The organism is Campylobacter showae (genome assembly GCF_900573985.1).
Taxonomy (GTDB): domain Bacteria; phylum Campylobacterota; class Campylobacteria; order Campylobacterales; family Campylobacteraceae; genus Campylobacter_A; species Campylobacter_A showae_E.
Genome location: NZ_UWOK01000001.1, coordinates 148,245 through 162,318, shown reverse-complemented (window position 1 = coordinate 162,318; position 14,074 = coordinate 148,245). Strand labels below are relative to the sequence as shown.

General features: G+C 47.9%; 15 protein-coding genes. 13 read left to right on the top strand and 2 right to left on the bottom strand.

The window, feature by feature from the left end:
• The first annotated feature begins 1 nt into the window (after nt 1).
• The 6 genes from EE116_RS00840 (at nt 2) to EE116_RS00815 (ending at nt 6,330) form a co-directional block, all read left to right on the top strand.
• Nucleotides 2–1,039, top strand: a complete 1,038-nt coding sequence (locus tag EE116_RS00840) for a rod shape-determining protein (RefSeq protein WP_122872829.1) — start codon at nt 2–4, stop codon at nt 1,037–1,039.
• Complete coding sequence (gene mreC / locus EE116_RS00835) at nt 1,029–1,784, top strand: rod shape-determining protein MreC (RefSeq protein WP_122872828.1); 756 nt, start codon at nt 1,029–1,031, stop codon at nt 1,782–1,784. The genes EE116_RS00840 and mreC overlap by 11 nt, the downstream gene beginning before the upstream one ends.
• On the top strand, nt 1,784–5,077 hold the full coding sequence (gene carB / locus EE116_RS00830; protein ID WP_122872827.1) for a carbamoyl-phosphate synthase large subunit: 3,294 nt from the start codon (nt 1,784–1,786) through the stop codon (nt 5,075–5,077). The genes mreC and carB overlap by 1 nt, the downstream gene beginning before the upstream one ends.
• A gap of 185 nt (nt 5,078–5,262) precedes the next feature.
• Nucleotides 5,263–5,898, top strand: coding sequence for a GyrI-like domain-containing protein (locus EE116_RS00825; protein WP_122872826.1), 636 nt, complete (start codon nt 5,263–5,265; stop codon nt 5,896–5,898).
• 38 nt (nt 5,899–5,936) lie between these two features.
• Entirely contained in the window at nt 5,937–6,128 is a 192-nt protein-coding gene (locus EE116_RS00820; protein ID WP_122872825.1) for a DpnD/PcfM family protein, read from the top strand.
• A gap of 7 nt (nt 6,129–6,135) precedes the next feature.
• Entirely contained in the window at nt 6,136–6,330 is a 195-nt protein-coding gene (locus EE116_RS00815; protein ID WP_122863220.1) for a DpnII family type II restriction endonuclease, read from the top strand.
• Here EE116_RS00815 and EE116_RS00810 read toward each other — a convergent pair.
• Nucleotides 6,286–6,633, bottom strand: coding sequence for a type II restriction endonuclease (locus tag EE116_RS00810; RefSeq protein WP_241091605.1), 348 nt, complete (start codon nt 6,631–6,633; stop codon nt 6,286–6,288). The two genes, EE116_RS00815 and EE116_RS00810, sit on opposite strands and share 45 nt — an antisense overlap.
• On the opposite strand from EE116_RS00810, the gene EE116_RS00805 reads away from it, so the two are divergent.
• The 4 genes from EE116_RS00805 (at nt 6,601) to EE116_RS00790 (ending at nt 9,371) form a co-directional block, all read left to right on the top strand.
• On the top strand, nt 6,601–6,957 hold the full coding sequence (locus EE116_RS00805) for a DpnII family type II restriction endonuclease (protein WP_122872824.1): 357 nt from the start codon (nt 6,601–6,603) through the stop codon (nt 6,955–6,957). The two genes, EE116_RS00810 and EE116_RS00805, sit on opposite strands and share 33 nt — an antisense overlap.
• Nucleotides 6,950–7,747, top strand: coding sequence for a DNA-methyltransferase (locus tag EE116_RS00800; protein WP_122872823.1), 798 nt, complete (start codon nt 6,950–6,952; stop codon nt 7,745–7,747). Before EE116_RS00805 ends, EE116_RS00800 begins: the two co-directional genes overlap by 8 nt.
• Nucleotides 7,748–7,778: 31 nt before the next feature.
• On the top strand, nt 7,779–8,684 hold the full coding sequence (locus EE116_RS00795) for a DMT family transporter (protein WP_122872822.1): 906 nt from the start codon (nt 7,779–7,781) through the stop codon (nt 8,682–8,684).
• A 264-nt stretch (nt 8,685–8,948) separates the two neighbouring features.
• Nucleotides 8,949–9,371, top strand: coding sequence for a Sua5 YciO YrdC YwlC family protein (locus tag EE116_RS00790; protein WP_122874411.1), 423 nt, complete (start codon nt 8,949–8,951; stop codon nt 9,369–9,371).
• Between the two features lie 301 nt (nt 9,372–9,672).
• Here the strand turns inward: EE116_RS00790 and EE116_RS00785 are convergent, their stop codons facing one another.
• Entirely contained in the window at nt 9,673–10,554 is an 882-nt protein-coding gene (locus EE116_RS00785) for a hypothetical protein (RefSeq protein WP_122872821.1), read from the bottom strand.
• A 461-nt stretch (nt 10,555–11,015) separates the two neighbouring features.
• Between EE116_RS00785 and EE116_RS00780 the strand changes: the two genes are divergently transcribed.
• The 3 genes from EE116_RS00780 (at nt 11,016) to EE116_RS00770 (ending at nt 13,820) form a co-directional block, all read left to right on the top strand.
• Nucleotides 11,016–12,386, top strand: coding sequence for a GntP family permease (locus EE116_RS00780; RefSeq protein ID WP_122872820.1), 1,371 nt, complete (start codon nt 11,016–11,018; stop codon nt 12,384–12,386).
• A 15-nt stretch (nt 12,387–12,401) separates the two neighbouring features.
• Complete coding sequence (locus tag EE116_RS12960; RefSeq protein ID WP_277418936.1) at nt 12,402–12,533, top strand: hypothetical protein; 132 nt, start codon at nt 12,402–12,404, stop codon at nt 12,531–12,533.
• A 144-nt stretch (nt 12,534–12,677) separates the two neighbouring features.
• Complete coding sequence (locus tag EE116_RS00770) at nt 12,678–13,820, top strand: glycerate kinase family protein (protein ID WP_122872818.1); 1,143 nt, start codon at nt 12,678–12,680, stop codon at nt 13,818–13,820.
• The last annotated feature ends 254 nt before the right edge of the window (nt 13,821–14,074 follow it).

Here is a 14,074-nt window from a genome sequence, read left to right as displayed (position 1 = left end):
GATGATTTTAGACCAGTTAATAGGATTTTTTTCAAGCGATATGGGTATCGACCTAGGCACGGCAAACACGCTAGTTCTAGTAAAAGATAAAGGTATCATCATAAACGAGCCCTCCGTCGTTGCGGTACAACGCGAAAAATACGGCAAGCAAAAAATCTTAGCCGTCGGCCACGAAGCAAAAGAGATGGTGGGTAAAACTCCAGGCGACATCGAGGCGATCCGTCCGATGAGAGACGGCGTTATCGCGGATTTTGATATGACGGAAAAGATGATCCGCTATTTCATCGAAAAAACTCACCGCAGAAAAAGCTTCCTGCGCCCTCGTATCATCATCTCCGTGCCTTACGGCCTAACTCAAGTCGAGCGTAAAGCCGTGCGTGAAAGCGCGCTAAGCGCGGGAGCTAGAGAGGTATTTTTGATCGAGGAGCCGATGGCTGCGGCTATCGGGGCAAATTTACCCGTGCGCGAACCGCAGGGAAACCTAGTCGTCGATATCGGCGGAGGAACGACGGAGATCGGCGTAGTGTCTCTAGGCGGCCTAGTCATCAGCAAGTCTATCCGCACCGCCGGCGATAAAATCGATATGAGCATCGTAAACTACATAAAAGAAAAATACAACCTCCTAATCGGCGAGCGCGCGGGCGAAGATATCAAAATCTCCGTCGGCTCGGCGATTCAGCTGCCTGAGGAGCTTAGCATAGTAGTAAAAGGTCGAGACCAGATCAGCGGCCTGCTAAGCCGCGTGGAGCTAACGAGCGAGGATGTGCGCGAGGCTATGCGCGAACCTCTAAAAGAGATCGCAGACGCCCTAAAAACCGTGCTTGAGATGATGCCGCCGGATCTTGCCGGAGATATCGTGGAAAACGGCATCGTGCTAACCGGAGGCGGAGCGCTGATCCGCGGCCTTGATAAATATCTAAGCGATATCGTTAAGCTTCCCGTTTTCGTTGCGGACGAACCGTTGCTGGCCGTGGCTAGAGGTACCGGTAAGGCTCTTGAGGAGATTAAATTTTTACAACAACTCGTAAATGAAGAGTAAAATTTTATTCGTCGCTCTTATAGGCGCGCTGGTATTTTTTTCGCTTGATAGGGGCGCGCTCATCTCGGGATACGTCGTAAATTTAAACAACCGCATAGTCGCCGCCTATGACGACGCGGTCAAATTTGTAAAAGACGGCGTAAACGAGCACTTTAGGCAGCGCGAGGAGATAAAGCAGCTTCGCGCTCAAAACGCCGAACTGGAAAAATCGGCGGCTTTGCTTTCAAGCTTCGCAAAGGAGCTAAATGAAATTTTGGTCGATAAAAACTCGACTGCCTACGAGCCTAGAGTCCAGCTCGTACGCGCCCTTAGCTACGTAAATATCAGCGACTACGACAAGGTCTGGCTGGATAAATTTAGCGGCTACGACGAGTCTAAAATTTACGGACTCATTTACCAAGGCAAGAGTGCTGGCATCGTCGTGAGCAAGGACGGAAATCCAATGGCCTTGCTACAAAACGATCCAAAAAGTATATTCGCCGTATCAATCGGCGAGGAAAAGATCCCAGGCATAGCGCACGGGAGCAAAGACGGAATAACGGTGAAATTTATCCCACAGTGGCTCAGCCCAAAGGAGGGCGACGAGGTCGTCACGAGCGGGCTTGACGGGATATTTTTCAGCGGGATTTCAGTGGGCAAGGTCACTGGCGTGATCCAAGAAAGCCTATATAAAAGCGCGGCCGTAAAGCCCTACGTAAGCATCACCATCCCCTCATATCTATACGTCGTAACAAAGGAAAAATAATGCCAAAAAGAACCGATATTAGCACCATTTTACTCATCGGCAGCGGCCCTATCGTCATAGGCCAAGCGTGCGAATTCGACTACAGCGGCACGCAAGCTGCAAAGACGCTAAAGCAGCTTGGCTACCGCGTCGTACTCATTAACTCAAACCCGGCCACCATCATGACCGATCCTGATTTTGCCGATGCTACATACGTCGAGCCGATAACCAAAGAGAGTATCAAGCGCATCATAGATAAAGAAAAAGTCGATGCCATACTGCCTACGATGGGCGGCCAGGTCGCGCTAAACGTCGCAATGCAGTTATATGAGGCGGACATGCTAGGCGGCGTCAAATTTCTAGGCGCGAACCCGCAAGCGATCAAAAAGGGCGAGGATAGGCAGGAGTTTAAAAAGGCGATGCAAAAGATCGGCATGGACTTGCCGCAAAGCCAGTACGCCTACGACATGGACGAGGCGTTAGCCGCAGCTGCAAACATCGGCTTTCCGCTCATCATCCGCGCCAGCTACACCCTAGGCGGTGCAGGCAGCGGCGTGGCGTATAATATCGACGAATTTAAAGAGTTAGCCCAAACCGGCCTGGACGCCAGCCCGATACATGAAATTTTGGTCGAGGAGAGCTTGCTAGGCTGGAAAGAGTACGAGATGGAGGTCATCCGCGACCGTAACGACAACTGTATCATCGTCTGCTCGATCGAAAATTTTGATCCCATGGGCGTGCACACGGGCGATAGCATCACGGTTGCGCCCGCTCTTACGCTAACTGATAAAGAGTATCAGGCGATGCGCGACGCTAGCTTTAAAATTTTACGCGAGATCGGCGTGGATACGGGCGGTAGCAACGTGCAGTTTGCTATAAATCCAAAAACCGGCCGCATGATCGTGATCGAGATGAACCCGCGCGTTAGCCGCAGCTCGGCGCTAGCAAGTAAGGCTACTGGCTACCCGATCGCCAAGGTCGCGACGCTGCTAGCGGTGGGCTTTAGCCTGGATGAGATCAAAAACGACATCACGGGCACGCCTGCTAGCTTTGAGCCGGTCATCGACTATATCGTGACCAAGATCCCGCGCTTTACGTTTGAGAAATTCCCGGGCGCGAACCCGTATCTGGGCACCGCGATGAAGAGCGTGGGCGAGGTGATGGCGATCGGAAGGACGTTTAAGGAAAGCATCCAAAAGGCGCTTTGCTCTATGGAAAAGGACTATTACGGATTTAACTTCGTAAATTTGGAGAAAAACGCGCTTGTTTACGGGCTTAGAAACGCGAACGAAAGCCGCATTTTATACGTCGCGCAGGCGTTTCGTGACGGGCTTAGCGTAGCCGAAGTGCACGAGATGAGCAAGATCGACCCGTGGTTTTTGGATCAAATTTGGCAGATAGTTAAATTTGAAGAGCGCATCGATATGGACATCCTAAACGACGAGCCGCTGCTAAGAGAGGCCAAAACGATGGGCTTTTCGGACAAGATGATCGCGCATCTCATAAATTTAAAAGACAACCTTGATCTGAGTCAAAACGACATATATTTTGCGCGCGAGAAAATGGGCATAAACCTCGAATACAACGAGGTAGATACCTGCGCGGGCGAGTTTAAGGCGCTCACGCCGTATCTTTACTCGACGACGAATATCACGAAGCTGCCGCATCTTGCGTCAAATTTCGCAGAGCCAAATTTGAGCTCAAATTCGGCGCAAAAAGAGAAAAAAGTGATGATCATCGGCGGCGGTCCAAACCGCATAGGCCAGGGCATAGAGTTTGACTACTGCTGCGTGCACGCTAGCTACGCGCTGCGCGATATGGGCATCAAAACCATAATGTACAACTGCAACCCCGAAACCGTCAGCACCGACTACGACACGAGCGATATTTTGTACTTTGAGCCGATTGATTTCGAGCACGTTAGAGCCGTGATCGAGCACGAAAACCCGGACGGCGTGATAGTGCATTTTGGCGGCCAAACGCCGCTAAAATTCGCCAAACGCCTAAGCGTAGCGGGCGCAAAAATCATCGGCACCAGCGCGCGCACGATCGACGTCGCCGAGGATAGAAAGAAATTTAGCGAGTTTATCTCTAAAATAGGCGTCAAACAGCCGCGAAACGACACTGCGACAAGCGAAAAAGAGGCGTTAGAAAAGGCCGCCGCTATCGGCTATCCCGTACTAGTGCGCCCTAGCTACGTGCTGGGCGGCCGCGCGATGAGACGAGTGCATAGCGACGAGGAGCTACGCCTATACATGAGCGAGGCAGTCAAGGTCAGCAACCACTCGCCCGTGCTGATCGATAAGTTTTTACAAGACGCCGTAGAGCTCGACGTAGACGCGATCAGCGACGGCAAGGACGTCTATATCGGCGCCGTGATGCAGCACATCGAGGAGGCGGGCATCCACAGCGGCGACAGCGCGTGCATACTGCCTCCGCTAAATTTGACCGCGCAGATGATCGAAAAGGTAGAAAACCAAACCCGCGACATCGCGCTAAATTTAGGCGTCGTGGGGCTTATGAATATCCAGTTTGCCATCTATGGGAACGAGCTTTTCATGATCGAGGTAAATCCGCGCGCCAGCCGCACCGTGCCGTTTGTTAGCAAGGCCACCGGCGTGCCGATGGCAAAGGTCGCTACGCGCGTGATGTGGCAGGGAAATTTGCGCGAGGCGCTTAAATTTTACGATAACTACGGCACGGTTTACGAGGAGCGCGGCATACTCAAGCCTTGCGTGAGAAACCACGTCTGCGTAAAAGAAGCCGTATTTCCGTTTAACAAGCTATCAGGCGCGGATCTAATCCTAGGTCCTGAGATGAAAAGTACGGGCGAGGTCATGGGCATATCAAGTGATTTTGCAAAGAGCTTTGCAAAAAGCCAGATCGCTGCTAGCAACTCGTTGCCTACAAGCGGACTAGTCTTTTTGACACTAGCCGACGCGGATAAAAAATACGCCGCAAATTTGGCGCACGAGCTGATAAATCTAGGCTTTAAAATCATCGCCACGGGCGGAACGTATAAAATTTTAAACGAATCGGAGGTAGAGAGCGAGTTCGTCTATAAGATCAGCGAAGGCCGCCCAAACGTCGAGGATAGGCTCAAAAACGGCGACATCGCGCTCGTCATCAACACCAGCGATAGCAAGTCAAACAGCGAGGACGGCAAGAAAATCAGACAAAACATCATGCGATTTAAGATTCCGTATTTCACGACGATGTCGGCGGCTCTTGCGGCGGCTAAATCGCTAAAAAGCGTACAAGACGGCAGCGCGCTCGAAGTAAAAAGCTTGCAGGAGTATCTGGGCGGGAAGTGAGGCTAAACTAAAATCGTTAAATTTGCCCTCGCGCCCAGTTTTTGTGTTAAATAAAAGCTTAAATTTAGCTCTCTAATTTCACGGCTGGAATTTGTTTAGATGAGATTAAATTTTACTTCTAGCGTTTTGGGCGATGCGAAATAGTAAAATTTCAGCTAAATTTTACCCAGCAAAAAGGAGCGAAAATGTTTGATTTTAAAAAAGAGTTTAAAGAGCTTTATGCGCCAAAGCAGACGCCGCAAATTTTAATCGTCCCGCCCGCAAATTTCGTTTGTATCCGTGGCGAAGGCGACCCAAATGAGTCCGGCGGTGCGTATCAGCGTGCGATAGAGGTACTTTACGCCGTGAGTTACGCGCTAAAAATGAGCTACAAAACCGATTATAAAATAGATGGCCTTTTTGAATACGTCGTACCGCCGTTAGAGGGATTTTGGCGGCAAAGCGGCTCGGCTTGCGGCGAGGCAGACTACGCTAGAAAGAGCGATTTTAGCTGGATTAGCGCGATTAGACTGCCAGATTTTATCGCGCGAGAAAATTTCGACTGGGCGGTAGAGCAAGCCGCAAAAAAGAAAAAGATCGACTGCGGCGCGACGGAGTTTTTGACGATAGATGAGGGGCTTTGTGCGCAAATTTTACACATAGGCAGCTTTGACGACGAGCCAGGGAGTGTTGCTAAAATAGACGAGTTTATCGCCGCAAACGGCTATGCAAAGGACTTTGGCGAGCAAAGAGCGCATCACGAAATCTACCTAAGCGACCCTAGAAAAATCGACCCGCAAAAATGCAAAACGATAATTAGACTGCCGATTAGAAAAATTTAGCGGACTATTGCGATAAGTGCAAAAATAAATAGAAAACAATGAAAGAATTTGAAGTAGAGATCGTCGAAACCTCGGCGAGAAGAGTCGTTATTAAAGCGAAAAATAAAGAAGAAGCGTGTAAGATCGTCCGGGCGGCTTACGAAAATTGTGAGATCGTTTTGAGTGCAGAGAACTTCGTCTGCGCGGACTTTAAAGCGACGATCGCGGACGAGCCGAAAACTGAAATTTAGGAAATTTATGGAACCAAATTTAACGAAATTCGATGACTTTTTACGTTCGCTTAGAAAAACAAATGCAAGCCTTGACTACTTTACCGACTTTGAAAAATGCGGCAAAAATCTAAAAGCCGTTTCTATCAAGCTCCACACGCTTGATTTTTTACTCGGTTCAAAGGATTTGAAAACAGATATTTTCACTTTTAAGATACTCTGAAATCGTTCGCACGAAATTTACGCCTCCGCGATTTTTTCGCGCGTTCGTATCGAGCCCGACTTCCACGCCAAACACGTAATCGTGCAAATTCTTTATCTTTGCGTCCATAAAAATTTTATCCAGTCCCGTTTCTTTACAAAACTCGTAAATTTTTTCGGGACTTTCAAAATATGTTTCAAGCTTCGTTAGTTTGCCGCTTGCCGCGACTACGTCCGTATTTTTATCTCGAACGGCTATGAGCAAATTTAGCGTATCAAAGCACTCTTTATTTTGCTTAAAAAGAGTGAAAATATCTGCTTTCAAACTGAAGTTAGCAGCAAAAAATTCCCTCTAAATTTAGGAAGCGATCAAAAGATTTTTGATTTCGTTATAGCCGCGGGCGGCGTAACGTATCTGATAGAAGCTAATTTTTACAGCACGGGCGGCTCGAAGCTAAATGAAGTCGCAAGATCTTATATCGAAATAGCGCAAAAAATCTCGCTTTGCAGCGGATATAAATTTGTCTGGATAACGGACGGACAGGGCTGGCGTGCCGCTAAAAACAAGATTGAAGAGGCCTACAAAAGCGTTAAAATTTATAATCTTGCCACGCTTCATTATTTCGTAAAAGAGCTTAAAAATGTTTAAGCTATCCGATGATTTTAAGCTTTTTAAAGGCGATTGTTTTGAAATTTTGCCTAAATTTAAGGGAGAGTTTGACCTCATTTTTGCCGATCCGCCGTATTTTCTCTCAAACGACGGGCTTAGCATCCAAAGCGGGCAAATCGTAAGCGTAAACAAGGGCGAGTGGGACAAAAGCTACGGCATCGATGAGATAGATAAATTTAATCTCAGATGGCTCGCTCTTGCCAAAGATACGCTCACGGACAACGGTAGCGTAATGATAAGTGGAACGTATCACAATATTTTTTCGATCGGGCGCGCTTTGCAAAAGTTAGACTATAAAATTTTAAACATCATCACTTGGCAAAAGACCAACCCGCCGCCAAATTTCAGCTGCCGATACCTCACGCATAGCACCGAGCAAATAATCTGGGCAAGAAAAAGCGAGAAATTTAAGCATATTTTCAACTACGAACTGATGAAAAAGCTAAACGACGATAAGCAAATGAAAGACGTTTGGAGCTTTCCTGCGATAGCGCCGTGGGAAAAGGCTTGCGGTAAGCACCCTACACAAAAGCCACTTTCTCTTTTGATAAGGCTTATATTGATGGCGAGCAACGAAAATAGCATGATTTGCGATCCGTTTGCCGGCTCTTCGACGACGGGTATCGCGGCAAATTTACTCGGGAGAAAATTCGTCGGCATCGAAAAAGAGCGGGAATTTATAGAAATTTCTATAAACCGTAAAAGCGAACTCGACGCGAATTTTGACCTTTTTAGGCGTAGGATTTTGGATATTAATAAGTTAGATTGATTAGGCCGAAATTTTTAGCTATAATCGCGCAATGAAAAATCTAGTAAAAAGCGAATTTTTTGGCGTATTTATCACGCTTCTTGGCGGCGTATTATGGGGATTTAGCAGTGTTTGCGGGCAGTATCTGTTCACGCAAAAAGGCGTCAGCGCCGACTGGCTCGTGCCCTACCGCCTAGGCCTCGCCGGGCTTGCGATGGTAGCGTATTATATCGCTCGTTCGCCGCGCCTAGCCCTCGCACCGCTAAAAGATCGCGCGCTATTGCCGCAGCTGCTCATCTACGCGTTTTTTGGGCTTATGATGACGCAGTATTCGTACTTTTGCGGTGTCGAGCTCTCAAACGCCGCCGTCGCGACCGTGATCCAGTACTCCGCGCCCGCGCTCATCCTTGCCGTCGTTTGCTTTTTAGAACGACGCGCGCCTAAAAAGGTCGAGCTCATCGCGCTCATTTTTGCGGTGCTGGGCGTCGTGTTGCTCGCCACTCACGGCGATCTTGGCTCGCTCGTTATCAGCGCAGAGGCGCTGGTTTGGTGCCTCATTAGCGCGCTTGGCGTCGTGATTTATAGTCTCATCCCGACTAAGCTAAATCAAAAATACCCCGTCGCGTTAAATTTAGGCTGGGGCATGGTCATCGGCGGCGGCGCGCTTGCGCTTTACACGCGGGTTTGGCAGCTGGGCGGCGTGAGCGACGCAGACGGCTTTGCGGCGCTTGTCGCGGTGGTGATTTTAGGCACGATATGCGCGTTTAGCTTTTACATGACGGGGCTAAAGATAATAGGCGCGAGCAGGGCGAGCATGATCGCGTGCATAGAGCCGGTGAGCGCGGCGGCGTTTGCCTATTTTTGGCTGGGGACGGAGTTCGTGTTTCTTGATTTTGCGGGCTTTACGCTTATAATCTCGTGCATATTTTTGCTGGCTAAAGATAGGAAAAAGGCGTAAAATTTAACGCGGCAAGGCGTAATCGCGTTAAATTTAATCAAATCATAAGCGCATCCTTTTTGTAAAGAAGAAAAAGCTCGAAGAAGCAATTTTTGCAAGCGAGGCGGCTCGGGTGTGATTGAAACTAGGCTTGGCCTAAGTTTTAGATAAAATTAGGTGCTGATTTGCGACGTTTTTATGCGCTCGTTTCGGGCAAAAATCGTAGTAAAATTTGTGGTAAGCCGGGCGCGAGCGATGTTTAAGAGATTAAATTCGGAGAAAAATATGATTTATTTGGCGCAGACCGATACGACGGCGGGATTTTTGAGTAAGGATTTTTGCGAGATAAACGCGCTCAAACGCCGAGCGGCGGACAAACCCTGCCTCATAACGACGGCAAAGCTTAGCGAGCTAAAAAATCTCGCTCGCGTGCCTGCTAAATTTAAAAATTTAGTGCGCCGTGCGAGAAAAACGACGTTTTTATATCCGAACGCCAAGGCTGTACGCGTAGTCAAAGGGTGCGCTCACGAGGAGTTTTTGAGGCAATTTGACTGGCTCTACTCTAGCAGTGCAAATTTAAACGGACAAAACTTCGACGAAGAGTGGGCGAGGGCGGCGGCTGACGAGGTCGTGGATCAAAATTTCAGCCAAAACGCGAGCTCGAAAATATATAAAATTTCAAAAACTCGACTAAAAAGATTGAGGTAACCTGCTCAAATTTACTCCTGCATTTTCCAAATTTCTCATCCAAATTTCACTCAAATTTAACCACCATTTGGCTAAGATTTCGCAAATTTAACGAAGCAAAAGGATCAAATTTGCACGTCTTGCTAAAAATATTTAAAACCGTTTTGTACGCCGCGCTATTTTTAGGACTTTATCTTTTGGCGGATAAGTACGGACTGTTTGCTAAATTTGTCAATTAAATTTATCGACTTGGCTTTGCCAAATAAATTTCGAGTCGAGAGCCGGATGTTAATTTTAATCGCTTTGTTTGGATAGGCGATATTTATAAATATTCATCCAAAAATATAACTCCTATTTCTTTATCCAACTTTTCGCAATCACAAAACGATTTCCAATTTATTTTGCCTCCCGTCGATAGGTTCGGAAACATATTGTAGTAATAGTTATGATACTCCCTTTTGTATGCGATTATCTCGGATGTTTTATTGTTTATCAGCTTGAATTCGGTAGCGATGAGAAAATTTGAGCTAAATTTATCTAGCTTAATCTCGTCAAATTTTGCGGTATAGTTCGTTTTTGGTATTTTATCTTTTGTAGTAGTTGTTTGTATGATCATTTTATTCCGAATCTCTTTTGATTTATTCATGAGCTTAAATATCGACTCTTTTTGTATATCAATTTTATTTATATACCTACTATGCTCGTCCGATTTATATTTTATTATTCCATCTTCAAGCTTTTTGCGTACTTCTTTTTCTAGAGTATCGCAGATGCCCATGGCCTTATCAAGCTCTTTCTCGGTTTCTTCATATTCTTTTAATTCGCTGGAATTCTCATTAAATGAAAAAACGGTCACGTTTCCGTCGGGCAAATTTAAAGCCAAAGTTTTTATATGGATACCGTCGACAAACCTCCCCTTGATCCAGTTTATGTTTGCATCCTCAAAGGGACGAACATTATCCTCAAAGTATATACTCTCCGGATACTCTACCGTCTCCTTTATAAAGGCCTTTGGAGCGGTAGCGCAGTAATACGCCCCAAGAATGTTTGTGATGATGATGTCGTAAGTGGGGATTAGAAATAGCGCGGCCGCTACTATGCCTCTGATCCAAATTTTCTTAGCGTATTTTACAGTGATAACCATAACTACAGTACTAACTGCCAAATAAGGAATAACGTAAAAAAGTAAGATTATCATACCCATAGCGTATCCTTTTTGGTTGTCGGCAAAATAGAGACGATACGTTTTGTCTCGTGCCTAAAATTTGCGGGTCAATAAATCCCGCAATCGCTTTAAATTTGACCGCTTAGCGTCTTTTGCAAATCATTGATAAAATGATAGTGCCGTAAGGCTTAAGGCGGAGTTAAATTTGAGCTTCGGGAAGTGCTAGCCGTCAAATATGACGCTTGTTTTACGAATTATAATATCGTAAATTTAACCTCGCAAGTCATTTTTTGTGATAAATTTGCTCCAAATTCGAACCTAAATTCAAAACAAAATTTAACCGCGCCAAAGCTGCCCGCACACTTACCGCAAAAGTAATCGGCCGTCAAATTCACTCGTTTTATAAAATGAAACTAAAATTTCAAATCTAATTTAGATATTTTAAAAACAAATTTCGGTAATATTGCGCTAGGCAAAAATTTTATCCGAAAGGAGCTGTTATGAGCGGTATTGCTCTCATTGTCTGCTTCGTCATCGCGGTCGTCGTTATGATCGTGCTGATTTCTAAGTTCGGGGTTCACCCCTTTATAGCGATCATGCTCGTTTCGCTAGCTCTAGCCGTCGTCGCGGGTATCGACTTGGTCAAGGTTCCCGCGATCATCGGAGAGGGATTTAGCGGGATATTTAAAAGCATAGGCATCGTCATCATCCTGGGCGCGCTCATCGGTATGGCGCTGGAAAAGACGGGCGCGGCGCTAAAGCTAGCCGACATGGTCGTGCGCTGCGTAGGCGACAAGCGCCCCGAGCTAGCCATGCTCATCATGGGCTGGATCGTGGGTATCCCGGTCTTTTGCGATAGCGGCTTTGTCGTGCTAGATCCGATCCGCCGCGCGATAAAGGAAAAGATCGGCGCCAACCCCGTAGCTATGGCCGTTGCGCTCTCGTGCGGCCTATACACCTCGCACGTGTTTATACCGCCGACGCCGGGCCCGATAGCGGCCGCCGGACTCGTGGGGGTAGGTCACAACCTACTGCTAGTCATCGCCGTGGGCGCGGTCGTTTCGATACCGGTTCTCATCGCGGGCTATCTTTTTGCTAAAACTATCGGCGCAAAAGTGAGCCTAAAAGATGATCTAGCCGAAGTGGGCAAGAGCTACGACGAGATCATCAAAGAGCACGGCAAGCTGCCTTGCGCGTTTTTGAGCTTGGCGCCGATTTTTATGCCGATTTTGCTGATGGCGCTGGGTTCGGTCGTCTCGATACTAAAGTTAAAAGGCTCGTTTGCAAATTTCGTTTTATTTTTGGGCAATCCGATCATTGCGCTCGGCGTGGGCGTGCTATTTGCCGTCATCTTGCTGGCTAAAACGGGCAAGCTTGGCGAATTTAACCTCATGACCAACGAAACGCTAAAGATCGTCGGACCGATCCTTTTCATCACGGCTGCGGGCGGCGTGCTGGGTAACGTCATCGCTAAGGCCGGATTTGTCGAGTTTATGAAGGCAAACGCCCATCTCATCGGCACCGTGGGTATATTTTTCCCGTTTGTTATCTCGGCTATCATTAAGACCGCTCAGGGTAGCTCGACCGTGGCGCTTACGACGACGGCCTCTATCATGGGGCTTTTCACCGATAGCGGCTCGATGATGAGCGCGTTGGGGCTAACTAGCGAGATGGGCGCGGTGCTAACGGTGATGGCGATAGCTGCGGGCGCGATGACGGTTTCGCACGCTAACGATAGCTATTTTTGGGTCGTTACGAACTTTAGCAAGATGTCGCCGGAGCAGGGCTACAAGACTCAGACGATGCTTACCTTTATCATGGGTATCGTAGGCATGGCGACGGTTTGGGTTGCGTCGTTGATTTTATTGTAAATTTGACGGCTAAATTTGAGTGCGGTTTTGGTGCAACCAGACTGCACTCTTTACGGTAAGAGCGGTAAATTTTCAAATTTATCCGCCCAGACCCACATCTTGAAAACGCCAAATTTGATTTGGTTAAATTTAGCGCTCGTAAAATAGAAAAGTAGATGCAAAGCGGCTTGAGGCGAGTTTGAGGGTTGTGACGTAAAAATGAGCGAAGATAAGACGCTTGGTCTATCGAGCGAAATTTTTACTAGCTCCGTCAAAATCGTCCAAGACGCGAGCTCTCAGGAAGGAAAATGGATGAAAATACTAATAGCAATCGACTCTTTTAAGGGCTCTCTGAGCTCCCTCGAGGCCGGCAATGCCGTAAAAGAGGGCATAGAAGCGTTAGCAGGTGAGATAGATGAGGTGACGGTTAAGCCCATCGCGGACGGCGGCGAGGGTAGCGTGGTGGCGCTAGCGGACGCGCTAGATGGCGAGTTTATCGACGTCATCGTGCAAAATCCTCTCGGCGAAAAGATCCCCGCCAGATACGCGCTAGCGGGCGAACTGGGTATCCTTGAGATGGCGTCTTCTAGCGGGCTCATGCTGGTGGAAAAAGAGCGCCGAAACCCGATGAAAACGAGCACTTACGGCTTTGGGCAGATGATTTTGCATGCTATTAGCAAGGGTGCGCGTAAATTTATCGTGGGTATCGGCGGCAGCGCTACGAACGACGCGGGCACGGGTATGCTAAGCGCGCTAGGATACGAGTTTTTTGACGAAAACGGCGAGCTGCTCGAGGGCAAAGGCGAAAACCTCATAAAAATCACAAAAATCTCGAACAAAAACGTAGTGCCCGAGCTGCAAGAGTGCGAATTCCTCGTGGCTTGCGACGTGGATAACCCTCTGTTTGGCAAAAACGGCGCGGCCTACGTCTACGGCCCGCAAAAGGGCGCGGACGAGCAGATGGTAAAGGATCTAGACGCTGGGCTTATAAGCTTTGCGAGCGCGACGAGCGAGCACTTTTCGAGCGAATTTTGGAACTTTAAGGGCGCGGGCGCGGCAGGCGGGCTAGGGTACGGGTTTGTTAGCTACCTAAACGCCAAACTAAAGCCCGGCATCGACATCATCATGGAGGAAATCCGCCTCGAAGAGGACGTGAAAAACGCCGATCTAGTCATCACCGGCGAGGGGCGACTGGACTTTCAAAGCTCGATGGGCAAGACCCCGACCGGAGTGGCGAAGATCGCCAAAAAATACGGCAAACCCGTCATCGCGCTAGCGGGCAGCGTGTCGTCTTGCGCGGGCGGCTGTAACGAAAACGGCATCGATGCGTTTTTTAGCGTATTAAACGAGCCTGTGAGCCTAGAAGAGGCGATGGATAAGCAAACTGCGACGCGCAATCTCAAAATGACGGCCCAGCAGGCTTTGAGGCTCTATTTGCTAGGGCGTAAGGGGTAAATTTACGCTTTGTTACGGCGACGTGCCGGCGAATTTATCTATTTGCCGGCTTGAGCTTTTTGTTTGCTCGGTATGATTAGCGAGTCCGAGCGGATGTTTTTTGCTATAAATTCGTCTTTTGGCGCGGCTGTTTCGCGGTTTTTTAAATTTGACATCGTGCTTTGACGCGTCAAATTTTAGTTTGAGTTTTTGCCGTTCAGGTTTTTGTGCCGTACGGGTTATCAAATTTACGAAAACTTAAAATTTAAAAACAA